At 35.7% G+C, this 24,485-nt stretch carries 15 protein-coding genes and 1 riboswitch; of the genes, 9 read left to right on the top strand and 6 right to left on the bottom strand.

Annotated elements, in window-relative coordinates:
- Positions 1–287: 287 nt before the first annotated feature.
- Both ACFSKV_RS17190 and ACFSKV_RS17195 read left to right on the top strand, forming a co-directional pair.
- The gene (locus tag ACFSKV_RS17190) at positions 288–1,952 is read left to right on the top strand and encodes a phosphoethanolamine transferase (RefSeq protein WP_380805537.1); all 1,665 of its coding nucleotides are present in this window, start codon (positions 288–290) and stop codon (positions 1,950–1,952) included.
- A gap of 28 nt (positions 1,953–1,980) precedes the next feature.
- A complete protein-coding gene (locus ACFSKV_RS17195) occupies positions 1,981–2,835 on the top strand; it encodes a diacylglycerol/lipid kinase family protein (RefSeq protein ID WP_380805540.1) in 855 nt (284 codons plus the stop codon).
- Between the two features lie 270 nt (positions 2,836–3,105).
- Here the strand turns inward: ACFSKV_RS17195 and ACFSKV_RS17200 are convergent, their stop codons facing one another.
- From ACFSKV_RS17200 to ACFSKV_RS17210, 3 genes are all read right to left on the bottom strand, one after another.
- The gene (locus ACFSKV_RS17200; protein ID WP_380805543.1) at positions 3,106–4,368 is read right to left on the bottom strand and encodes an InlB B-repeat-containing protein; all 1,263 of its coding nucleotides are present in this window, start codon (positions 4,366–4,368) and stop codon (positions 3,106–3,108) included.
- Positions 4,369–4,437: 69 nt separating this feature from the next.
- Positions 4,438–7,854 carry an Ig-like domain-containing protein gene (locus ACFSKV_RS17205; protein WP_380805547.1) on the bottom strand — a complete coding sequence of 1,139 codons (3,417 nt, stop codon included), beginning with the start codon at positions 7,852–7,854 and terminating at the stop codon, positions 4,438–4,440.
- A 432-nt stretch (positions 7,855–8,286) separates the two neighbouring features.
- On the bottom strand, positions 8,287–12,030 hold the full coding sequence (locus ACFSKV_RS17210; RefSeq protein ID WP_380805552.1) for a glycosyltransferase: 3,744 nt from the start codon (positions 12,028–12,030) through the stop codon (positions 8,287–8,289).
- Positions 12,031–12,335: 305 nt separating this feature from the next.
- On the opposite strand from ACFSKV_RS17210, the gene ACFSKV_RS17215 reads away from it, so the two are divergent.
- From ACFSKV_RS17215 to ACFSKV_RS17240, 6 genes are all read left to right on the top strand, one after another.
- Entirely contained in the window at positions 12,336–13,631 is a 1,296-nt protein-coding gene (locus tag ACFSKV_RS17215; RefSeq protein WP_380805555.1) for a glycoside hydrolase family 2 TIM barrel-domain containing protein, read from the top strand.
- A 207-nt stretch (positions 13,632–13,838) separates the two neighbouring features.
- Positions 13,839–14,411 (top strand): 50S ribosomal protein L25/general stress protein Ctc, encoded by a 573-nt coding sequence (locus ACFSKV_RS17220; protein ID WP_380805557.1) that lies wholly within the window; start codon positions 13,839–13,841, stop codon positions 14,409–14,411.
- An 89-nt stretch (positions 14,412–14,500) separates the two neighbouring features.
- The gene (gene pth, locus ACFSKV_RS17225; RefSeq protein WP_380805560.1) at positions 14,501–15,061 is read left to right on the top strand and encodes an aminoacyl-tRNA hydrolase; all 561 of its coding nucleotides are present in this window, start codon (positions 14,501–14,503) and stop codon (positions 15,059–15,061) included.
- A 165-nt stretch (positions 15,062–15,226) separates the two neighbouring features.
- Positions 15,227–15,330, top strand: a riboswitch (SAM riboswitch).
- Between the two features lie 236 nt (positions 15,331–15,566).
- Positions 15,567–16,736: a trans-sulfuration enzyme family protein gene (locus tag ACFSKV_RS17230; RefSeq protein ID WP_380805563.1), complete on the top strand. Its 1,170-nt coding sequence runs from the start codon at positions 15,567–15,569 to the stop codon at positions 16,734–16,736.
- Between the two features lie 85 nt (positions 16,737–16,821).
- Positions 16,822–18,069, top strand: coding sequence for a serpin family protein (locus tag ACFSKV_RS17235; RefSeq protein ID WP_380805565.1), 1,248 nt, complete (start codon positions 16,822–16,824; stop codon positions 18,067–18,069).
- Complete coding sequence (locus ACFSKV_RS17240) at positions 18,070–18,465, top strand: hypothetical protein (protein WP_380805568.1); 396 nt, start codon at positions 18,070–18,072, stop codon at positions 18,463–18,465.
- Between the two features lie 121 nt (positions 18,466–18,586).
- On the opposite strand, the gene pgi is transcribed toward ACFSKV_RS17240, so the two are convergent.
- Positions 18,587–20,233 (bottom strand): glucose-6-phosphate isomerase, encoded by a 1,647-nt coding sequence (pgi, locus tag ACFSKV_RS17245; RefSeq protein WP_380805570.1) that lies wholly within the window; start codon positions 20,231–20,233, stop codon positions 18,587–18,589.
- Between the two features lie 103 nt (positions 20,234–20,336).
- Between pgi and ACFSKV_RS17250 the strand changes: the two genes are divergently transcribed.
- Entirely contained in the window at positions 20,337–21,587 is a 1,251-nt protein-coding gene (locus ACFSKV_RS17250; protein ID WP_380805574.1) for a carcinine hydrolase/isopenicillin-N N-acyltransferase family protein, read from the top strand.
- Positions 21,588–21,695: 108 nt separating this feature from the next.
- Here ACFSKV_RS17250 and ACFSKV_RS17255 read toward each other — a convergent pair whose 3' ends face one another.
- Both ACFSKV_RS17255 and ACFSKV_RS17260 read right to left on the bottom strand, forming a co-directional pair.
- Positions 21,696–23,606 carry a sialate O-acetylesterase gene (locus ACFSKV_RS17255; protein WP_380805579.1) on the bottom strand — a complete coding sequence of 637 codons (1,911 nt, stop codon included), beginning with the start codon at positions 23,604–23,606 and terminating at the stop codon, positions 21,696–21,698.
- 61 nt (positions 23,607–23,667) lie between these two features.
- Positions 23,668–24,474: a metallophosphoesterase family protein gene (locus ACFSKV_RS17260; protein ID WP_380805581.1), complete on the bottom strand. Its 807-nt coding sequence runs from the start codon at positions 24,472–24,474 to the stop codon at positions 23,668–23,670.
- Between the last annotated feature and the right edge of the window lie 11 nt (positions 24,475–24,485).

Raw genomic sequence — 24,485 nt, forward strand, 5'->3', positions numbered from 1 at the left:
TACAAAGATTTTAAACAATTTATGGCAAAGTGACTAAATGGCCTCTAGAATCCAATTGGTTTTTCTACACATTCATTCCCAGAATCGCTAGCTCAATGACCTCAGTTATATACTCTCGGGTCAAGAGAAAAATCTAGATTTTTCCCAACTGGTAAGACACCAATTTTTTGAAACCGTAAGCAAAGTCATTGCTAGGATTTTCTTTTTTCGTTTGGAAAATTAATTTCTGTTTACCAAATTGTTAATTCAATGTTACCATGGTTTTTTTCTAATCAAAAAAATAGGAAATGAATAGTAAGAGGACTATTTATTGTTTTTCAGGTTTTAAAAGATTTGCAGTAATTTTAGGCTTTGTAACACCGATAGTATATCTAAATATTACTGGATATTCAGGTCTTGATAATTATTTTGAAATACTGAGTAAATTTCTTTTTACAATTGCCATCTTCTTTTTCTTGCAATTTTTCTTCAAAAATGAAAAAAAAACTTTTTGGTTTTTAATGTTACTTTATATCCCAACTTTAATTATTGAATTCTTCAACATTCTGATTCTCAATCAATATTTATCACATGACAATATAAAATCTATATACTATACGAATTGGAATGAAACAAGCGGTTTTGTAAGAGATTATGCAAAGTATGCTCTTTTTCCCTTATTGCTTGTTGCATTTTTGATATTTCTATTCTCAATAAATAAACAAAAAGAAGTTTCAATAAAACCAAAAAAGGCATCCTTACTCTTTTCTGCTATAATATTTGGAGTACTCTCTTTCTCAATACCATTTATCAAAAACATTAATAGTTATATATTTTTAAGTGATAAAAATATCTTTGTACATACCCTAAAAGAAGATTTTTTCAAGAAACCTCCACTAAATTTTTATTATCGTCTTAATGAATTAAGAAGTTATATAAAACGTTTTGGCAGACATTTGAAATTAAGAGAAAGTTTCAGTTTTCAATCTAACACTAAAGAAGAAAACCAGCCAGATGTGGTAATATTAATCATTGGCGAAGCTATGAGGTCTTCTAATTGGACATTAAATGGTTATGAAAAATTAACAAGTCCTTATTTGTCAGAGTTGGACAACCTAATTTCATTTAAAAGTCATTATTCTAATGCTAACCAAACTTCAAACTCAATTCCAACTTTAATTACAAAAGCCACGCCAGCAAATTTTGAACAAGCGTTTAAAGAAAAGTCCATCATAAGCTTATTCAAAGAAGTAAATTATCAAACTGCATGGATATCCAATCAATTCATTTTTTTTCTTGAAAATCAATCAGAACCAGATACATTAATTGCTAATTTGGAAAAGCCTGAAATCACAGATATTGAAACTTTAGTCCCATTTAAAAATATTTTGGATAGAAAAGGAGATAATAAAATTTTCATTTTGATCAATTTGTTAGGCAATCATACGGCTCCGCCTCTCCCCTATAAAAATCATTTTAAACCCAATACCAATGGTAAAAAAGAAATTTCATATAATGATTCCAAAGAGGAGATAATAAATGATTATGACAATAAAATTTTATTTCAAGACTTTATTCTTGGTGAGTTAATAAATTCTTTGAAAAGAGAGAAATTAAGTTCATTATTAATTTTTACTTCAGACCATGGCATTAACTTATTTGATGATGATAATTCAAGTATTTTTGGTTATGGTTCTGATAACCCTTCCATAACAGAGCTACATATTCCGCTCTTCATTTGGTTCTCAGAACAGTATAAAGAGCACAATGAAAAAAAGATTGAAATCATGATAAAAAACAAAAATAAGGTTTCAGATAACTTAAATATTTTCCATACTGTTGCTGATCTTTCTGGAATAGATTACTTGGATTTTAATCCTAAATTTAGTCTGGCTAGGAATGAGTATGAAGAAAGGGACAGTATCCCTATTTTTAATAAAAAGAAAATTGAATACATAAAACTAAGGAATTGATTTTTAATTCATAATCAATTAATATCAAATGAATTATTTCATAGTCAATCCAATTTCAGGGAGTGTAAGTTCAGCAAAAAGGCAAAATCTTATTGATAAAATTACAAAATTTCCTGAAAATAAAATCTTAATTACACAATCAAAAAACGATGCTTCTAAGCTTGCGAATATTAGTATTGAAGAAGGGGCAAAAAAAATAATTGCAGTTGGAGGGGATGGAACTGTGAGAGAAATAGCCTCAAGTTTAGTAAATTCTAATATCCCTATGGGTATAATACCAATGGGATCTGGTAACGGTTTAGCAAATCATCTAAAAATCCCAAAAAATCTCGATTTTGCAATTAATTTGGCCATGACTGGACAATCCAAAAAAGTTGATGTTGGTCAGGTAAATGATTATATTTTTTTATGTACTGCTGGTTTTGGTTTTGATGCAAATGTTGCAAAAAAATTTGCATCAATGGAGAAAAGAGGATTATTAGGTTACTTAAAAGCAATTTTTCTTGCTTATAGAGGATTTCAACCTATTTCTGCTAATTTAGACAAAAATAAAATTGAAAATTTCTTTATTTTAACATTTGCAAATACTAATCAATATGGAAATAATGCCTTTATTTCACCTAATTCAAGTGTAATAGATGGAAAATTAGAAATGGTTCAAGTCAGAAAAAGTAGTCTAAATAGTCATTTATCCATTGCGGTAAGATTATTTTTCAAGAACCTTCATAAATCAGAAAATGTAAATATCTTCTCAATACAAAATTTAAAATTAAAATTAAAACCACCCTATTTTTTTCATTTAGATGGAGACTATATACCTGAATTCCAACCTGAAACAATAAATGTTAATGTAATCCCAAAAGCTATTTCAATTATTTATTGAGAGTTCTTGAAAACCTTATATAACTCCTTGATTATTTTATAATTAGTGCTTCTTGGTTATTTCTCAAACCACTGATATTAAGCATAAAACTTAATATAAAACCCCGAAATAGCTGAAATCAGCTAATTTCGGGGTTCTTTTTTTTATAATACAATTTTGTTTTTTTAATATTTAGATTTGATCTTTCTTTTTTTGTGAAAAAACCTTTCAAAATGATAATAATTATATTGAATTATTTCATATATATTTTACTATTACGCAAATTCAACATCAATTGCTTCTTGTTTTAATTCTAACTTTCCCTCCATTACTAGGAGATGCTCCCAATTGAAGTGAAGTGGTAGTTGGTTCTGTAGTAACCGCTTCAAAATTTGCAACCAAAGTTACATTAGATCCCGGCATGGTAAAGGTAAATTCAGGGTTTGTACTGATCACTTGCCCATTTCTGGACCAATTTAGAAAGGCAAAACCTGAGTTTGGAGTGGCCCTTAATTTGACTTGGTCACCTTGTTTGTATGAACTTCCACCAGTTAAATTTTCCAGCGTTCCTCCTGAACTTGGATTTCTTTGTAAACTTAAGGTATAGGTTGGTATCTCCTGTTGCTCCCCTGGTAAATGAATAGAAGCATCATCAATATAAACAGTTGTAACTGAAGGAATAGTATTTTGTCCATAATTATTAACAGACCATTGCAATTCAGTTGTTGGCAAACCACGAATAGTATTAGGATAAGTTGGAATATTTTGTTGGTCAAAAATCAAAACATCATCCTGCCACATCATAATCCTTCCATTGTTTCCAGAAGTACTATGCCAATATCTTGCCTGAATTTTAAACCATTTTCCAATTGGAATATCTACTTGACTGAGGGCCGGTATACGATTATCCCTTGAACTTCCGCTACTCCAATCAGTCCAATATAATTGAAGATAATTATTACCTCCAGAACCTTTTCCTCCTCTTACCTCAATATGAACAATTGCTGTTTTTCTAGAACTACCATCCGAAATTCTTGCTTTCCATTGAAAAATATTATACCAAGAAACTCCCGTCATATCAATTTTCTCTGGAATGAAAAACCATGCAGTATAAATAGCATCTGGGTTATTGGTTGGTATACCATTTGCCCCCCATACATACAATTGAGTAGAGGCCATCTTCCCTCCCATGTCTGCTTGCAACTTAAACGACCTTGACCCTGATAAGGCTCTATCAGCTGAGGACCCTGAAAAAAGCACATTTTGACTATTCATTTGCGGATTACCACTCCATTCTGATAAATTCCCCGTCTCAGCACCTCCAAACCAAAGTCTTTGCCCTAAAACATTCATATTGGTTGTAGCTAGGTTGGCTGTACTTTCCGTAGCATAAGTTTTGAAATCAACGGAATCCGCCGGATTATTTTCAATACTTTTTTCCTCTGAAATTCCTAATGCATCATTCAGATTCGATTGGAAAAGAGAAAACAGAATCCCAAGCAATATTATTCCCAACATTTGAATTCCCTTTCCCTTTCTATTTAGTCTATTCATAAACTTATTTTTATAGCGCTTTTTCCGCACATTTTTATCGATTTTATTTAGCATAATCAGTGCCACTTATTACTTTTTTATAAATTTTGTGGCCGGATAATATTCATTTTTATAATTTATATAAAGTAGATAAATACCTTCATTCAAATCCGTTACATCAATACTGATCATTGAACCTATTGGTTTAGCTACATATACCTTATTGACCTCTCCTCTCATCGAAACGGTCCTAATCTCCAATTCCGATTCTTCATCTATATCATCAAAATAAATATTCAGATAATCAGTTGTTGGGTTTGGACCTATGACATAAGTTAGTTCAGGCCTAATTTCAGCAATCCTAAGGGGCTCTATTTTAGGAATTTCAATATCTATAGCCCTTGAGTTAAAATGGTTACCCATTTGGTCCGTTGCAGTGGCAATCACTTGGTAATTGCCAGGTAATAATTTTTGCCACTTCATCCCAAATGGATCTTTGTCTGCTACCCCTATGGAAATGCCGTTTACGAAATATTCGACATTTACTATGGGTACATCCAAATCTTCGAAGCCAATTCTAAATGCCACTTCCCTTAACACAGAATCTAAAGGATTCAATATCTCATAATCAAGATTGATGGTCGGAACTTTCATTTCTTCAGTGAAAATTTTAACCACTGGACTCAGAACAATACTATTGTCTTCAAAAACAAGTCTTGCCACCAAATTGTGTTCTCCTTGTGGTACATTTTTCCAAATGAAAGCATAAGGTTCTTTACCATTCGATCCCAATCTCTGATTTCCCCTATAGTATTCCACCCGTTTAATTGCCTTGTCTGTGTCATTTGGCAGTTGTACCATAATCGGTATATCAGAACCTGTAGGAAATGTTGAATTTCGGATTGGGTTTACTATTTCAAAAGGAATATATTTTACGGTTATTTTTACCTCTGATGAAATATTGGATTTTTCTGGAAACCCTCCTGTTGCAACAGCTTTGATGGTATGAAATCCTGAGGTAGCATTTTCCCAATCAAATATAAAAGGGCTTTCGGTAGATGTTCCAATCAATTGATCTCCACTGAAGTATTCAACTTTTTTCACATGTTCAGCGTCCCCACTGAACATCACAGTCATTAATATCTTCTCTCCCGCCTCAAAAGTCTGATTATCCAAAGGAGAAATAAACTCTATTTCAGGAATCAATTGTTCAGGCAAGACGGTCACGCTGACAGGTGCAGATGTCCTACTCGCACCTTTGTTATCAAATGCTTTTGCTGTTAAGGTATAAGTACCCAATTCTACATTAGGCCAGGAAACTACATAGGGAGCAATTGTTGAGGTACCTATTAGGGTGCTTCCTTTATAAAATTCAACTTTGGTAATTCTTCCATCTGAATCGACTGCATTGGCCTTAATTTTCACATCGGATCCTTCAAGTATTTTTGAACCCGATAAAGGAGCTGAAATACTAACTGTCGGTGGAACATTTTCTTTTTCTACTTCAATATTCACCACTGAAGAAACTGTCGATGCGTTTTTATCATCAAATGCTTTTGCAGTCAAAGCAAACTTGCCTACAAAAGCTTTGCTCCAGGTAATTGAATATGGTGCAGTAGTAGATGTTCCGATCAAAGTACCGCTTCGGTAAAATTCCACTTTAGTGATTTTACCATCTGAATCTGCCGCATTTGCCTCTATTTTAATATCCGTACCCTCAACAAATAAATCCCCATTTTTAGGAGAAGTAATGCTCACAGTTGGTGCAACATTTGGTTTTTCTATTGTAACATTAACAGCTGCTGAAACAGTGGCACCATTTTTATTATCAAAAGCTTTAGCAGTCAAGGTATAATTCCCGGCCGCAGGCTTATCCCATTTGAAAATATAAGGTGCTGTTGTCACTGTGCCCAATAGGGTAGTTCCATTGTAAAATTCAACTTTAATTATAGTGCCATCAGCATCAGATGCATTTACTTGAATACTTACCTCAGTACCTTCTAAAATTTTGTCTCCGCTTTTTGGTGATGTTATGGTTACATTTGGTAATTGATTAGGCTTTTCAACCACAATTTTTCTAGGAGCGGAAACAGTAGTAGCATTTTTTTCATCAAAAGCTTTGGCAGTTAAAGTATAAGTTCCTGCTAAAGGTTTACTCCATGTAATGGAATAAGGAGAGGTTGTGGATGTTCCTAAAAGCGTATTCCCATTATAGAATTCAACCTTGACTATTCTTCCATCAGAGTCAGAAGCATTGGCTTCAATTTTTATATCCGAACCCTCCATAAATATAGCACCACTGCTTGGAGAGGTTATACTAACCGTAGGAACAACATTTGGTTTTTCTATTGTAACATTTATAACCTGAGAAGTTGTTGTCGCGTTTTTATCGTCAAAAGCTTTTGCAGTCAAAGCATAACCACCCGCAGCAGGTTTTGTCCAGATCACTGAATAAGGAGAAGTGGTAGAAGTCCCAATCAGTGTACTACCTCTGTAGAATTCGACTTTTGTAATTCTACCATCTGAATCCGCAGCATTCGCATCAATTTTCAGATCCGAACCCTCAATAAATTTATCCCCGTTTTTTGGAGAAGAAATTGATACAGTAGGTAATTGATTGGGTTTTCCTACAATTATGTTGATAGGAGATGATACCGCGGAAGCATTTTTTTCATCAAAAGCTTTGGCTGTAATGGTGTAACTTCCAGTAGCTGCATTTGATATGGTTGCATGATAGGGAGGTAAGGTAGAAGACCCTATCAATACACTTCCTCTGTAAAACTCAACTTTTGAAATTTTACCATCTGAATCTAAGGCCTCGGCCTCAAACCTTATATTTGAACCCTCAAGATAAGTTGATCCATCAGAAGGTGAGATAATCTGGACAACAGGAGGTACATTTGGCTTAACTACCTCTATTTCAACCTGAGGTGAAACAGCTGTTGCTCCTTTATCATCTGTCACTTTAGAAGTCAATACATAAGAGCCAATTTGAAGATTGGTTAAAGTAAAAATACTTCTAGGATCAGATACCGTTCCAACAATTATTCCATCTTTAAACAATTCAACTTTTGTAATATTTCCATTAGGGCTACTTGCTTCAAATCTAACTGATACATCTTTGTTGGATTCAAAGGTTGAATTGTCGGCAGGGGAAGCAATTCTTATGGAAGGTTGACCAATACTTTTAAAAATTCCCACTATTTGAACATCACTATTTGGCATAGTGTATTCAAACTCTACTTTTTCACTTACTTTTTGCCCATTTACCTCCCAATGACTGAAATAAAATCCCGGTTCAGGTTCAGCCGCAAAAACTATCACCTCTCCTACTTTGGCCTCTAATTCTGTTAAATTCTCCTCAAAACCAGCACTTTCTTCATAGGATTGTGAAAAAATCAATCTCCTGACTTCTTCAAATCCAACAGATCTATTTGAAGCCGACCCATTGTCTTTATCAGTAAATAAAGGATTTGCATACACTTGGTTAAAGCCAAGATATACCATGAACACGGTAAATAATTTTAAAATAAATCTCCTCATCCCTACTAATCTCAAAATTAGGATAAAAGTTTAATTTCAGGATTGAATGAAAAATCAAGAATATTAAAATGAATCTTGTTTTTCTTTTCGACTAAAAGTATCTCTGACTTATGGGTGATTAAGTTTTTTTGGATACAGGTCTTGTAAAATATTTTTTTATAATCCATAACTAGGGCCTTTGTTAGTTAATAACTGTTTTAATTATTCCAACAAGCTCTAATTAACAAGTTTTATACCAAAAAAAATAGAAAAAATATACCAGTATAAAATCAAATCTTACACTTAAAACCTTAAAATGTAACAAAAATCAAAATAACAGATTCAAAGAGCAATTTTAAATATTTAAAAGAAAAAGAAGGTCAAAATTATTTTTTTTAATTTTTTTTTTAAAAAATATTAATTATTTATCAAAAGTGGTCTTGAAGCTGTAATTACATTTCCCAATGTATCTGTGGCAAAAACATAAACCCTTGAATCTTTGGATGGCAATCTGATTTCCACAAATTTTCCATCCTCTAAATTGGTCAAAACGGACGTGGTTTTTTTCCAGGTTTTCTCCTCATGTACCTCCCATTCAAAATTAAGTTTCCCCTTGTAATCATTTAAAATGGTCGCTGAAAGCCAAACAGATTCCCCTGGTTTTCTATAATGCCAAGGTCCAACAATAGATATATCCGGAAATTCCAGATTTACTTTTTCATCTTTTTTCCACACACTTTCCAGATAATAATAAGATGGCTTAAGTCTTCCCTTGTAATCAGTGATTCCAAACCATGTTGAAGTTCCTTCATATCGGTCTCTCCAGCTAAATGCAAATCCTCCTAAATTTTTCCCTTTATTTTTTTCGATTATTTCAACCCATTGTTTTTTGTACCATTCAGCTTTGGAAATAGAGGAAAGTTCGATCAATAGGTAATTATTCCAGTAATCTCCCATTTGGTTGTTCCAGTAACCTTTGGGACCAAATTCAGTAACTGCATAAGGAATTTCGGGGTAAAACGACTCAAAAATTGAATCTATCTTCCCAATATTTTCTTCATAATAAGAATTCACTCCAATAACATCTATGTGTGGTGCATGGGCTTTATATTGGTGTAAAACACCATACAACCTTTCATTGTCATGTTCTTCCGAGGAAAATACAGGTCTGGTAGGGTCTATTTTTTTAATCTTTAAGGCAAGATTATTCAAAAATTGCAAGTAATGTATTCTAACCAAGGCAAGGTAGGGTTGGGCATAATATTTCTTTAATAATCCCCAGGTTTCATTCCCAATGTTCCAGGCTATAATATTTTGATCTTCCTTATATTTCTCAACCGATGCAATTATCTTTTTTTCATATTCCTTAAGTTTCTTTCTGTCAAGTCTATAATCTATTTTTGGGTCAAACCAAAAACCATACATGATTTTCAAACCGTTTTCATCAGCAACTTTAAGGATATTTCTGTCATAAATACTGGGTTCATACCTCCTAATAGTGTTTGAACCCATATTCTTTATTTGCTCAAAATCTTTTTCTAATTGTTTTCTTGACAAGGGATAAAAACCTTCCTCCCAATCATGTCCCGGATTATAACAAATCCCTTTCATATAAAACGGCATTCCATCCACCAATAAGTAGTGATTACCATTTTCACTTTTTAACATTTCGGGGGAAATCACGCCGGTAACTTCATCGTCATATTCAATTTGATTCTTTGTCTGAAAAAAAGCCCCATATCCTTTAAACCAATTATTAATATCACTCAAGTCAAAAGTCCATCTTATAAAATCAGAAGATTCAGTAGGACGCCAGTCACTAAACCAATTTTTGTCAAGATCACTGTAAAACATTACAGTGGATTTGATTTCCGGATAGTTCTTTTTTATTTTTTTGATTGACTCAAAAACCCATTGTTTTGCATCTGTTCCATACGATGTTGACCCAAATTCAGCCAACATAATAGGCAGCTTCAAGTTTTTTTCTTCAATTTGTTCTTTAAACGGAAGGTAGATTTCTTCAAATGTTTTAGGTGCTTTGTCATTAAATGCTAATCCATAATTTAAAGCAGTCAAACCAATCCAATCCACATATGGTTTATATCCGCCATGTGGAAAATAGTTTTCAAAACCTTCTGTGGACCAAGGACTCCATACCCAGGAAACATTTTGGGTCCCTGAATTTTCAAATCGGGTATGTACATAAATCCACGCTTCTATAAACTCCTCGGGTGTGTTCCCTCCTGTTCCCGACCAGGGGTACATGGGATTTTCCATTTCGTGTGCAAATCTTAAGAAAACAGGGTGATTGAGATCTCTTAGAGATGCCGCCATATTATCTATGTACTCATCAAAATAACCCTCAAGGATATAATGAAACACTCTTTTATTATTTTTCAGGTCTTCATTTTCCCTGTAAGATGCAAATAAATTGGTCCATGGTTCCCAAGTTATCATTGGAATTGCCCCATGATGAATGATTTTTTCCCAGTGTTCATAAGGCAAAGAATCATCAGACCAGGGAAGGTAAGTTGAAATAATTGCCCATTTGTAATTGGATTTACCTTCCAGATCAGCAATCAGAGAAATCTCACTTTGGTTGTCAAACTGAGGATAATAAATACCAGAGTAAAACCCTCCTAGTTCTTTGTCCAATGGATCTTTAACTTTCGGATTAACATGTTGATCGCTACCTAATTTAAAAGAATTCATCACAAAAAAAGAACTTGCGAAAAATAATATCAATAAGGTAAAAATAAATGCTAAATAACTTAACCTCTGAAAAGAAAAAGCTTTGGATCGGATTGGTTTAAAATTTTGAATTTTTGAGGAAATATTTCTTAATGAAGTAAACCAGGATGATTGTCCAATTACAAAAGCAAGAAAAAATATAATCGCATTCACTGAAGCAAATAATGCCATTAATAAACTATAAGGCTGCCAATCCCAATACAGGCCATAGATTACCGCTGCTGCTGATATCAACGCAACCATTAAATTCGGTAATCCTAATAAAAAGTCTCCTTTCGTGGAATGCTCTTTTGGTGTTGGAATATATGGGACCTTAACATTAAAAATAGTATAAATAAAGCCCAAGATAAATATCCACCAAGTACCAACTCTTAAAATTCCACCAATTAAATGTAAACCTCTTTCTTCAGGTTCGTTTAACCAACCTTGGGCATAAAATCTGAAAATCAAACTGAATAGAAAAAATGGAGTAAAAAATGTGAAAAACACCATAGGATTTAATAACCATGGATACTCTCCTGTTAAAAGAGAATAAATAGGTACTAGAATATCAATTAAACCAATTAAACCAAACAGATAATAAACCGGCATCAAACCATAATGTATCTTTTGGCGCCAATTAAATTTCAAAAACAATTTGGGATAAAGGTTAACCCAAAGATCAAAAGTGCCCCTGCTCCATTTCAACTGTTGTTTATAGTAAGCCGCCAAACCACTGGGGACCAACCCTCGGGATAATATGACCGATTCATAAACAGATTTCCATCCCTTGGCATGAAGCAACATAGAAGTGTGCATATCTTCGGTCAATCCTGGAGCATGTCCTCCAATAGAATCTAATGCCGCTCTTCGAAATGTACAATTTGCACCAATAGCCTGAGCTGTTCCAAATTCGCTCATAGCCCGCATATATGGCCCATAAAATGTATAGGTTTGTTCTGCCGCTCCTTTAGCCACTAAAGATTCTCCTTGATTACCATAAGCCTGAACCACTTGAACGTATCCAATTTCCGGATCATCAAAATGATGTAAAACATGATCTAAAAAATCAGGAAATGGGGCGTGATCAGGATCCATAATCACACAAATTTCACCTTTTGCCTGTTTCAGAGCGTTGTTAATATTACCTGCTTTAGCATTTTCATGGGTTTTTCGGGTTACATGAATGACGCCCAATTCTTTACAAATTCTTTTTACATAAGGATCATCTCCTTCATCACAAAGGTAAGTGGAATGTGGATATTCAACCGCAACCATTGCCCTTAAGGTATTCTCTAGCATATCATATGGCTCCCCCGGACAAAAAGTGGTGAGCATATCTACAGAATAATTCTTTTTGGGCTTCTTGAGGATTTGAGTGGATGGATTTTTCGAAAGTAAACCTGCATAATGGTACCATTCAAATCCCACCTTTAATAATTTTAATATTAAAGAAATAGTTAAAAGATAGTATAAAGTTTTGTGCCCTACCCCTACTTCGGTAAAAAAACCAAATAAAAAAAGGCCTAAAGAAAATATTGAAAATATTAATATTAACCTACCCCAAACCAAGTTATTCCTGTTCATCACATTAAAAAAACATTTTAGACAATTACTACACGAAATACTTTATTTTATTTTTAAAATACAAAATTTATTATTCAAAAAACCTAAAAATTTATTTTTGAAATATTTTTTTTTAACTTTGGAAAAATCAAATCTAAATTATTGCATTTATGCAAAAGACAAAATTAATTATTTTTTTACTGTTAACCCTAATTATTTTCTCCTGCAATAAGACAGAAGTAAAAACTGATACTCCTACCGTTGAGGTCAAATATAAAGACGGGAGGGCACAACTTTTGCGAAATGGTCAACCCTACTTTATCAAAGGTGCAGGAGGAACAGAGAACCTTGACAAAATAGCCGCCTATGGTGGAAATTCAGTAAGAACTTGGGACATACAGGATGCTGAAAGGATATTAGATGAAGCACATGCATTGGGCCTCACAGTGACCCTTGGACTACAAGTAGGTAGACCAACCTGGGGAGATGATTTTAATTATTGGAATATTTGGCAGGTGGATAAAAAAATAGAGGAATTATTACCAACCATCGAAAAATTCAAAAACCATCCTGCACTTTTGATGTGGGGTGTTGGAAATGAAGTTAATCTATTTGGAGGAAATAAATATATAGTCTATTTCACACTGAATAGAATTGCCAAAAGAATTAAAAAAATTGACCCCAATCATCCTGTTTTAACAGTTTTTCATTTGTACGAAAAACCACATAAATACATTTCTCCAAAATATTTTATGCCCGACATAGACATTTTGGGTTTTAATGCCTTTGATAGATTACCGAACATGTACGATAAAATTTACAGTAGAACAGGCTGGAATAAGGCCTATATTATTTCAGAATGGGGCCCGACAGGTCATTGGGAAAGTGCAACTACAGATTGGGGAGCTCCTAAGGAACTGACCATGAAGGAAAAAGTGAATTTGATGAAAAACTACTGGTATTTAATGCATGGGGACAGTGTTCATTTTTTGGGAAGCTATGCCTTTTATTGGGGCTTTAAGTATGAAATAACCCATACTTGGTTCAGCTTGTTTTCAGAAGAAGGGTATGATTCGGACCAAGTTAAATTCCTTCAAATGGCATGGTCGGGTAAAAATCCGGAAAACTGGCCTCCAATTATAGAACAAATGGAAATTGACCCAAGTGAAAAAAATGGTAATGTATATTTGGAAGCAGATAAGATTTTTAGGGGAAAAGTGGTTGCATCTGATCCCGATACAGATAGTCTGTCTTTCCGGTGGGAATTGAGGCAAGAAGAATCAAAATTTTATGAAACAGGAGTTTTCAAACATAATATGGAAGACCACTTATTGCAAAAAGACTTACCAATCATAGAATTCAAAACACCAAAACAAGAAGGCGATTATCGTTTGTTTGTATTTGTTTATGATGGAAAGGGTAATTATTCAACCCAAAATATTCCATTTTATGTTGTAAATAAATAATATTTGGCCTTTTGTCATTAAGAAAACCCTATGATCGGTAATCTTCGGAACTATACTTTTTAAAGAGATATTTTAGTTTATCGGATTATTAATTAAAACAAATTGTAATAAAAAAAATATCCCCTATCTTTGCACCCTGATTAAAGGAAGTGTCCCATAGATTAGGAAGCTTTCTTTAAATTGAAAAAACTTTAAACAAACAAAATTATGAAATCACTAGAGATTATAGGGTTTAAAAGAGCAAATCTCGATGGTGCAGAACTTAAGCAGATCCGCGAGGAAGGTAGTGTTCCTTGTGTTGTTTATGGTCCGGCTATCAAAGAGCAGATTCACTTCCACTCTCCTGCCATTCTTTTCAGAGACCTGATCTACACTCCGGATGTGCACATGGTTGACCTGAATGTAGAAGGACAAAAAATGAAGGCTGTATTGAAAGATGCCCAGTTCCATCCAGTATCAGAAGTATTGTTGCACGCTGACTTCTTGGCTTTCAGCGAAGACAGACCAATCAAATTTGAAGTGCCGGTTGAGATTGTTGGTACCTCTCCAGGTATCCAAAAAGGTGGTAAACTGGAAATCAAAACCAGAAAATTATCAGTTAAAGGCTTGGCAGCTAATCTACCTGATAAAGTTATTGTTGATATCTCAAATTTGGACCTAGGCAAGTCCTTCAAAGTTGGCGAATTACAGGTTGAAGGTTTCGAAATTTTAACCAGCCCCAATGTTTCTATTGTTACCATAGGTATTCCAAGAGCACTTAGAGGTAAAAAAGGCGAGTAATCCCGATTTTAAATACGATAAATTAAAATCCTGCTTAGACCTTAAGCAGGATTTTTTATTTTTGCCCAATTCTATCAAATCAATTATTCATGAAATACCTTATTGTTGGACTTGGCAACATTGGACCGGAATATGAACTGACCCGTCACAACGTGGGTTTTCTTACTATGGACCGCTTGGCAGACAAGCAAAGGGTAGAATGGAAAAGCGATCGTCTGGCATTTACTTCCCATTTCAAATATAAAAGCAGGCAGATTTACCTGATCAAGCCCACCACCTACATGAACCTATGTGGGAAGGCTGTAAATTATTGGATGAAAGAACTCAATATTCCCAAAGAAAATATCCTGGTCATTGTTGATGATGTGGCATTACCCTTTGGGAGCTTGAGAATGAGAGGAAAGGGTTCCGCAGCAGGACATAATGGGTTAAAAAATATTGAAGCCATTTGTGGCGGTCAGGATTATCCGAGGCTGAGATTCGGTATTGGAGATGATTTTCCCAAAGGGAAACAGGTAGAATACGTACTAGGTAGGTGGAGTCAAAAAGAAATTGATGAACTACCAATTTTCATGGATAAAGCCATTGAAATGATTCTTAGCTTTTGCACGGTAGGGATTAATATGACGATGACGCAGTTTAATGATTAAGTTTTGTACAAAGTACTATGTGCCATGTGAAATCAGCATCTAGTATGATTTAAAAGAAGTTCTGAATTAAACTTAATCTAGTATCATAAAACTTTAATACTTTAAAAAGCCAAAAATTTGCTTTTATAATAACCCTGGTTTTACTTTGTAGCACTTCAGTTTACTGATTTATAAAGAAGAGGTGAGAGAACAGGCTCTATGATCCTCTGGCAACCACCCTAATCCTTAGGAAAGGTGCCAAAACCTGCCCAAAAAGGGGACTATAAATTAGATGATATGCCAAGAATAAAATACTGTTGTACCAAGTACCATGTACCATTTACCAAGACTTGGAAAATAGCGCGTTTTCAATATAAATTTTTCAGATTTTATAATCTCCGGATTTACCTTAGCACTGATTTTATCTTAAGAGATGGAGGTCTTTTAATGGCCAGGTCTATGCCCTTATTCAGTTTATATTTTAATCAACCCAACATGTTATTCACTAATAAATCAAACATCTAATATGCCCCATTTTGAAACCGAGGCCATCAGGCTCAGTAGTGCCAAATCCAATCAAAGAGAGCATTCTTCTCCCATTTACCTGACTTCCTCTTTTACCTTTGAAAGTGCGGAAGAAGCAAGGCAGATGTTTGCAGATGAAGTTGAAGGAAATATTTATTCCAGGTATTCCAATCCCAATACTGCTGAGTTGATTCAAAAAGTCTGTGCCGCAGAAGGAGCTGAGGATGGAATTACTACTGCTTCAGGAATGGCCGCAATGTTTGGAAGCATCGCGGCATTGCTCCAACAAGGAGATCATATATTGGCCTCACGATCTCTATTCGGTTCTACGCATCAACTCCTGACCAAGTTATTCCCAAAATGGGGAATTAGTTCCACTTATGGGGACATTTCAGACATTGGAAACTGGGAAAAGTTAGTACGCCCCAATACCAAAATGCTATTTATTGAGACCCCCTCCAATCCAGGACTTGAAATCATTGACCTGGAATGGGCGGGCCAATTTGCAACTGCTCATAACTTGATTTTGGTTGTAGACAATTGCTTTGCTACACCTTATCTCCAGCAACCTGCAAAATGGGGAGCCCATATCGTTACCCATTCTGCAACCAAATACATTGACGGTCAGGGAAGGGTCTTGGGGGGCTTGATTCTGGGCCATAAAAAACTCATTGAGGAAGTAACCTTTTTTGCAAGGCATACCGGCCCATCTATGTCTCCCTTTAATGCATGGATTCTTTCCAAAAGCATGGAAACACTTGCCATCCGCATGGACAGACATTGTTCCAATGCGCTGGCAGTGGCAAAATATTTTCAAAACAGTAAGGATCTGGAATTTGTAAAGTATCCCTTTCTCCCCTCCCACCCCCAATTTCATCTGGCTAAAAAACAAATGAAATATGGAGGAGGTATTGTAACCCTTACTTTAAAAGGAGGAATATACAGAGCTCAGAAATTTATTGACAACCTGCAAATGATATCAATCACACCTAATTTGGGAGACAGTAGAAGTATTGTGACCCATCCGGCCACTACAACCCACAGTAAACTCAGCACCGAAGAAAGAGAAAAAGTTGGAATTACCGATGGTCTGATCCGGATATCCGTAGGCTTGGAACATCAGGATGATATCATTCAGGACATTGAAATGGCTTTGAATAAATCAAGGTGACAAAAAGACTAAATTATTATGGACATATGTAGCGGAAAAGTAATTTTTCACGTCTTAATATTATAGATAATCAAATACTTAAGCCATGAAAAATCTATTTTTATCTCTGAGCATTCTATTTCTATTAGCCGCATCTTGCAATCCCATGCAGAACACTGATATTGGACCTATGGAAGCCAACGTCAGACAAATGTCAGCAAGCGAGACTGAAATGGTCCAAAGCAATGCTGAATTCGCTATTCGTTTTTTCCAGGAAATGGAAAAAGAAAATTTGGACAATTATTTTACTGGACCTTTTAGCATCCACCAAGCCCTTTCCATGGCCATGAATGGAAATGAAGGTAATGTGCTTCAGGAATTTTTGGATGTCCTTGCCTTTTATGGTTTAAGTGAGGAAGAAGCGAATCAAGCTGTCCAAAGTCTGACAGAATATTTGATGAATGTGGATTCCAAAGTAAAAGTGAATATAGCAAATGGGATTTGGTACAGGGAAGGGCTTCAAGTAAAGGCATCATTCAAGGATGCCATGAACACCTATTATAATGCCAATGTAAGTGCATTGGATTTTGGCCAACCCAATGCGCATCAGATCATTAACAATTGGATTGCTTCCCAGACCAATGACCTCATCAAAGATATCTTGGATGGAATCCCAGGAGATGCTGTCATGTACCTTGTCAATGCCATATATTTCAAAGGAGATTGGAAATATCAATTTGACCCTAAAAACACAAAAAAAGAAGCATTTTATCCTGAAAATGGCGGCAGTGTAGAAGTAGATATGATGGATTCTTCCGTCAAAATCAAAATGCACATCGGAGGCAATGGCAAGGTGAATTACTATGAAATTCCTTACAGTACAGGTCAATACCAAATGGCTGTCATTCAGCCAAAAAACGGCAATCTTAACGACATAGTCTCTGAAATTACACCTGAAAACCTGAACCAATGGTCAAAAAATTCCTTTGAAAGTGAAGTTGTCCTTAAAATGCCCAAGTTTAAAATCAAGCATAAAATCAACAACCTAAAAGAACAATTAATTGCCATGGGATTGGTGCAGGCATTTACTCCCAATCAGGGAAATTTCACGAAAATATTTGAAGGTGATCTACCGCCTTTAATGATTTCACGAGTTATTCATGAAGCATTGATAGAGGTGGATGAAAAGGGAACAGAAGCCGCAGCAGCTACTGTGGTGGAAATAGTTATGACTTCTATGCCAGCCGGACCCACTCGTATAACTTTAGATAAACCCTTCTATTTTTTGATCAAAGAAAAAAATTCTGGGGCCATTCTCTTTATGGGAAAATTAGGAAATCCTGGCTTGCTTTAAATGACAACTAATTATAAGATCGGGACACGGATTGTGGTATTTTCGGCATTTCTATTGACCAACTGCGCCGAAAATGAATTTGAATGCAGAAATAACAGGCTATTCTGTAATCCTATTCTATCTGAAAACTTTGAAGAGTCAGGGACTGTCATCGATGAATTCCTGCAGGAATTGCCACCAGAATTGAGTAGTCAGGAAAAATTAGAAAAACTTAGAGATTGGTTGAAGTGCAAAAGTTGTGTATCACATGTAGAAATATTCTGCAATTCCTGCATTTATACACTTCCACCAATAAGCGAACTTAAAATTACATTCATCTTAGGGGGCCGGGAAACTGATAAATTCCTTGATATCATTATGTCAGAACCTTTAAGATTTGTGGGATATCATAACTAATATTGATGTGCTTTGGATTTTGATTTGTATAAATATGGGGTGTTTGATTCTATAAAAGAAAACAAAAAGCCGGCATTTCTTCGAAACACATGAAATGCCGGCTATTTTTCAATTGAGAAAATTAATCCCTAAATGATTTATAAGCATTGATCAAGCCATTGGTAGAGGAATCATGGCTTGAGACAGACCTGTCATCCTGCAACTCAGGCAGGATAGCATTGGCCAATACTTTACCCAATTCTACACCCCACTGATCAAAACTGTAAATATTCCAGATCACCCCCTGGACAAAAATTTTATGCTCATACATGGCCACTAATTGTCCCAAAGTATAAGGCGTGATTTGCTTCACCAAAATGGAGTTGGTAGGCCGATTGCCTTCAAACACCCTATGCGGGGCAATTTTATCAACTTCTTCAACCGACTTGCCCGCTTTCGTCATTTCAGACCTTACTTCATCCAAACTCTTTCCGTTCATCAAAGCTTCCGTTTGGGCAAAGAAGTTGGACAACAATTTCATGTGATGATCTCCAATAGGATTATGAGAAATGGCAGGAGCTATAAAATCGCAGGGTATCAAATGGGTTCCCTGATGGATCAACTGGTAAAAGGCATGCTGACCATTGGTACCCGGTTCTCCCCAAATGATAGGACCTGTGCTATAGTTGACTTTTTCCGCAGTTCGGGAAACATATTTTCCATTCGACTCCATATTACCTTGCTGAAAATAAGCAGCAAAACGGTGCATGTACTGGTCATAGGGTAAAATTGCTTCTGATGAGGCTCCTAGAAAATTGGTATTCCAAATGCCGATCAGAGCAAGAATAACAGGTATATTTCGTTCAAAATCCTCCTCTCTAAAATGCCTGTCCATTGCATGGGCTCCGGATAACAATTGCTCAAAATTATCAAATCCAATGGCGCAGGCAATCGGCAATCCTATGGCTGACCAAAGAGAATACCTGCCCCCTACCCAATCCCAGAAAGCAAACATATTTTTGGTATCAATGCCAAATTCAGATACCGCCTTGGCATTAGTAGAGAGTGCCACGAAATGTTTTGCAACTGCCTTTTCATCTTTTGCATGTTCCAAAAACCAATTTCTTGCGGTATGGGCATTGGTCATCGTTTCCTGGGTAGTAAATGTTTTGGAAGCTATGAAAAATAGCGACGTCTCCGGATCCACCTTTTTGAGCGTTTCAGCAATATGTGTTCCATCTACATTGGAAACAAAGAAGATTTCCAAATTTGGGTTTTGGTACGGTTTCAAAGCCTCAGTAACCATCACAGGGCCTAAATCAGAACCCCCAATCCCTATATTTATCAATGATTTTATGGGCTTACCGGTGTATCCCAACCAAGTACCATCGAAAATTTGATCTGAAAAACTTTTCATTTGGAACAAAACTGCATTGACATCCGGCATAACATCCTTTCCTTCTACAAATACCGGGGTATTATTACGATTCCTCAATGCAGTATGCAATACTGCCCTTCCTTCAGTTCCATTGATTTTTTCGCCGGTAAACATGGCTTCAATGGCTGATTTTAAGTCAATCTCTTCAGCCAATTGTAACAATACAGCTTTGGTTTCCTCATCCAATCTGTTTTTGGAATAATCTACCAAAATTTCTTCAAATCGAATAGAGTAATTATTGAATCGGGAGTGGTCTTTAAATAGATTTTTTATTTGGAGATCCTTGTTGTCAACTTTCAATTTGAGAAGCTTTTGCCAAGCTTGAGTTGAAGTAGGATTTATATTTTTCATATTTCGGTAGTTTGGAAGAAATAACTCTGCAAAAATAGGATTTTAAATGAGGGGTTAAAATTATGTTTTTGATAACTTACATGAGAAATGAATTTAAATTCCAATGTGTGACACCCTTGTAGCCCTTCCTGATTTCACTTCTAATAAAAGTCTGATTTTCGCAAAAAATTCAGATAGAGAACCAAATGAAGCACAGGCCATTGCGCATATTACCCGAAAACATCATTCTGAGGAATTTCTTCATTGTACTTTTATCAGTATCCCCCAGGTAAAAGAGACCAATGAAGTAATCCTATCCAAACCCTTCCAAATGTGGGGGGCAGAAATGGGAGTAAACGAGTTTGGTTTGGTAATTGGCAATGAAGCGGTCTTTACTAGGGTAAAAATCAATAAGAAAAACAACGGACTCACCGGAATGGATCTATTAAGGCTAGCTTTGGAAAGAACAAAGAATGCCAAAGTAGCTCTTAATTGTATCATTGAATTACTGGGAAAATATGGGCAAGACGCCTGTGGAGGATATAAAAACAAGAATTTTTTTTACCATAACAGCTTCATTATTGCAGACCCAAATGAGGCCTATATTTTAGAAACAGCAGGAAAATCCTGGGCTAGCAAAAAAATTGAAAACTTTGGTAGTATTTCCAATGGTTTGGGAATCACTTCTGATTTTGATCGTTTACATCTGGAAAAAGAAAAATTAGTGTTCCCATTCAATTTACAACCAAAACCCAATCCATTTTCCTTCCAAGGATATTTTTCTGATTTCCTCTACACCAAAGTGGGCAGGGCTAAGGCCAGACAGGCTTGTAGTGCTGATTTATTGGCAGGAACTGGCGGAGACATGAAATTATCAGATGCCATACGGATTCTCCAAACACATCACCTTCCTGATCCAATATTTAATCCCAAAAAAGCAAACACATCCTCTCTCTGTATGCATGGTACAGGAATAACTAATCCAAGTAATACGACAGGTAGTATGATAGCTGAAATCAGAAAGGACAAGCCGAGTAGCATATGGCTTACAGGAACTTCAATGCCCTGCATTTCCATTTTTATTCCCTTTTTCTTCGGAACCCATACCATTCAAAAAATCATCAAACCGGAATCTTCTTATGACAACTCTCTGTGGTGGACAGCAGAAAAACTACATCAATGGATTTGTAAAGATTATCAACATAGGAAATCTATGATTTTTTCTGAATTAAATGAAATCCAGAAGTCTTTTCTCGAAAACGAAAAAAGACTTCTGAATGGTAAGCCCAGCATTCAGGAGCTGGAAAACTTTAGCAATTCCTGCCTTGAACAGGTTAAGGATTTCTATGAAAGGAATTTGAAAAAGGTATATTAATGAACCTTTGAAAAAAGGATAAATAATCTCTTCTATTTCCTCTAATCCCTTGCCATAGCTGTTAATTTGATTAATGAAAGACTTTTAAATCAAGCCTAATTAACATACTCAATTGCTCAAGCTAATCCGAAATGGCACTGCAGGTAGATCTTCAGTATTATAAAGATTGACTTCGGGATTATCTGCCCATGCATAACGGATTTCAGTAGGATTTTTAATAGAAGGGTGAAATACCTCCACTTTTCCAGGCGATATCAATACAGCTTTTGCTGATAAAAATTTCCCTTCTTCATCTGCTATAATAAAGCCCTTTACCTCATTTCCATAAGAAAGTTTTAATCCTTCCCCTACATAGTCAAAGGAAATCAAAACCTTTCCGTCTTTAAATTCATAATCTTTAAAACTCGGACCGGAAAAAATCACATCATTCCCATAAGCCACTTTATCTGCCACCTTCCATAATCTGTGCCCAACATCCCTTTTGTTTCTTGGATGAATATCATTGGCATTACCAATATCAATGGTCACAGCCATTCCTGTATTGGGTAATTCCAAAGTCTGGGTCTGTGCTTCCCTTAAAAAAGCCCAATTTGAATCTTGTTGCACAGTTTTCCTTTCCATAAAATTAGCCAATTGCACAAAAAGGAATGGAAAGTCCCCAATACCCCAACTATCTCTCCAACTTTTTATCAAAGTACCGAATAGTTCCCTGTAATGTTCATGCTCATTTGTATTACTTTCTCCCTGATACCAAATCACTCCTTTTATTGGATATTTAACAATAGGAGCAATCATGGCATTATACATCATTCCAGGTAGCCAGTTGTACCACTCTACCTTTGGTAATTCTTGCTCAATCCTGTTATTGTATTTCCATGGACCTTCCAAAGAGATTTTTTGATTTCCCGACCTCAAATATAACTGCCCTTTTTTACCTAAAACAGGTGCATTATCCCAAGTGTTGATCAATCTGACAGCCAGGATGTTTTCTCCTTTATTCAACATGCTGGAAGGAATAGGAAACTCTTTGACTTCATGACCCCAATCTTTGTAAAATAGTCTCCCCCCATTGAGGTAAACGTAAGCCATTTGCTGTAAGTCACCTAAATTCAACATAAATCCCTCAGTTTGGGATAGGGTGAATTTGGTTCTAAACCAAGCAATGTCTTGGAAAGGATTATCATCAGGCAAATTGACAGTCTGCCAGTTACTGTCATCATAATTAGGGTTCACTACACCCTGAATCTCACCATTTTGAGGAGCAATTACCAGTTCATTTCTAGTCAATTCCCGGACTTTATTGTCAATAACTTCCTGAATCCAATAATCCTTTCTATCTATTACATTTTTTGCCTTTTCTTTGTATTCATCAATACCTAACAGTCTTTCGGCATCAACCCATCCCTCAGTGGGAGTCCCCCCCCAATTACTCTCAATCACGCCTACAGGAACCCCTTGTTCCAAATGGGCTTTTTTTGCAAAAAACCATGCTACAGCAGAGAAATTCAGGATATTATCCGGATCTGCTTTTCTCCACTCTCCTCCTCTGACGTCAAATTTTTCTTTTGCATCATAATCATGCGGGATTTTAAAAAACCGTATCAAAGGATAATCCGAATCAGCCAATTCCTCACTTAATCCTTCCACTTGGGCACTCATCACCCATTCCATATTGGATTGTCCTCCAGCTACCCAAACGTCACCCACTTGGACATCATAATATTTCTTGCCATTTACCTCCAGTTCGTAGGGCCCGGAGGCAGGAAGTGCCTCAAATTCCAACTGCCAAAAACCTTCCTTATTGATCTTGGTGGTCACTTCTTTTCCGTTAAACCTGGCTATTACAGATTTCCCCGGACTACCATCTCCCCAAACACGAATGGGCTGATTTCTTTGAAAAACCATGTGATCAGCGAATATCTTTGGCAGAAAAACCTCGGTAATTTCTTCCTCCTGGTTACAAGCCGTAACCAGAAGTAACAATGGAATAAATATCAATTTTAGTATATAGCGAATCATAGGTTGAGGTGAATTAATGTGAGGCGAATTTATGTAAGTACAAAAAATATTGCAATGATCTTCATAGCGTATGGCCACTTAAAATCATCCCATCCTTCATTGATTTGAGATAAGTTATCACCTTACCGTCTTCACCCACTTCACAAACCCGATAACCAGGGAGTGGAGAACCCCAGCTTCCTCCAAAATGACCTGACCAAAGATAAGGTTTCTTTTGGTTCAACATTATCCCATCAACATCATGGTCATGTCCATGAAAAACAGCTCTCACGTTTGGATAAGAAGCTACCAAATCCAATATATGTTGGCAGGAAACACCATGTCGTGTCCAATCATTTTGGGAAATATGAATAGCAATGAAAACAATAGGCAGGGATCTGAAAGAGTCCAATTTATTTTGAAGAAAATCAATATCAACACAAAGGTAATCACCCGCCTCATTGGAACTATTGGCCAAAACAAACCCATACTTATCCTGAACCACAAAAGAATAATCTGCAGGAATTTCCCAGATTTTCTCCCAATCCAATTCAGAAATCCTATCATGATTTCCTTTTACAGGATAGTAAGGTACTCTTAAAGTATCATATACTTTTTTCACCTCAGACATCCATTTAGGTTCATCATGTATCAAGTCTCCATTGAAAATAACAAAATCAACATTTTCTTCCTTATGAATGGCATCAATCAACATCGCATGGGAACCTTGGAAATCGGTATTGGGCTGTCCAAAATGTCCATCAGAAGCAACGATAAATTTTAGTTTAGAGTTATCAGGAAAATCCATTTTCCCATAATTCAAAAACGGCATAAGACTGGTCATTGAAGTAAGTAAGGTGGCTTTTTTAATGAATTGACGTCTTTTCATCTACTGTAAAC

The organism is Shivajiella indica, from assembly GCF_042683085.1.
GTDB lineage: Bacteria > Bacteroidota > Bacteroidia > Cytophagales > Cyclobacteriaceae > Shivajiella > Shivajiella indica.

Excerpts from the sequence above, each read along its gene's own strand:
- ACFSKV_RS17190 (WP_380805537.1), top strand. The coding sequence starts at position 288 with ATGAATAGTAAGAGGACTATTTATTGTTTTTCAGGTTTTAAAAGATTT.
- ACFSKV_RS17195 (WP_380805540.1), top strand. The coding sequence starts at position 1,981 with ATGAATTATTTCATAGTCAATCCAATTTCAGGGAGTGTAAGTTCAGCA.
- ACFSKV_RS17200 (WP_380805543.1), bottom strand. The coding sequence starts at position 4,368 with ATGAATAGACTAAATAGAAAGGGAAAGGGAATTCAAATGTTGGGAATA.
- ACFSKV_RS17205 (WP_380805547.1), bottom strand. The coding sequence starts at position 7,854 with ATGGTATATCTTGGCTTTAACCAAGTGTATGCAAATCCTTTATTTACT.
- ACFSKV_RS17215 (WP_380805555.1), top strand. The coding sequence starts at position 12,336 with ATGCAAAAGACAAAATTAATTATTTTTTTACTGTTAACCCTAATTATT.
- ACFSKV_RS17220 (WP_380805557.1), top strand. The coding sequence starts at position 13,839 with ATGAAATCACTAGAGATTATAGGGTTTAAAAGAGCAAATCTCGATGGT.
- pth (WP_380805560.1), top strand. The coding sequence starts at position 14,501 with ATGAAATACCTTATTGTTGGACTTGGCAACATTGGACCGGAATATGAA.
- ACFSKV_RS17230 (WP_380805563.1), top strand. The coding sequence starts at position 15,567 with ATGCCCCATTTTGAAACCGAGGCCATCAGGCTCAGTAGTGCCAAATCC.
- ACFSKV_RS17235 (WP_380805565.1), top strand. The coding sequence starts at position 16,822 with ATGAAAAATCTATTTTTATCTCTGAGCATTCTATTTCTATTAGCCGCA.
- ACFSKV_RS17240 (WP_380805568.1), top strand. The coding sequence starts at position 18,070 with ATGACAACTAATTATAAGATCGGGACACGGATTGTGGTATTTTCGGCA.
- pgi (WP_380805570.1), bottom strand. The coding sequence starts at position 20,233 with ATGAAAAATATAAATCCTACTTCAACTCAAGCTTGGCAAAAGCTTCTC.
- ACFSKV_RS17250 (WP_380805574.1), top strand. The coding sequence starts at position 20,337 with ATGTGTGACACCCTTGTAGCCCTTCCTGATTTCACTTCTAATAAAAGT.
- ACFSKV_RS17255 (WP_380805579.1), bottom strand. The coding sequence starts at position 23,606 with ATGATTCGCTATATACTAAAATTGATATTTATTCCATTGTTACTTCTG.
- ACFSKV_RS17260 (WP_380805581.1), bottom strand. The coding sequence starts at position 24,474 with ATGAAAAGACGTCAATTCATTAAAAAAGCCACCTTACTTACTTCAATG.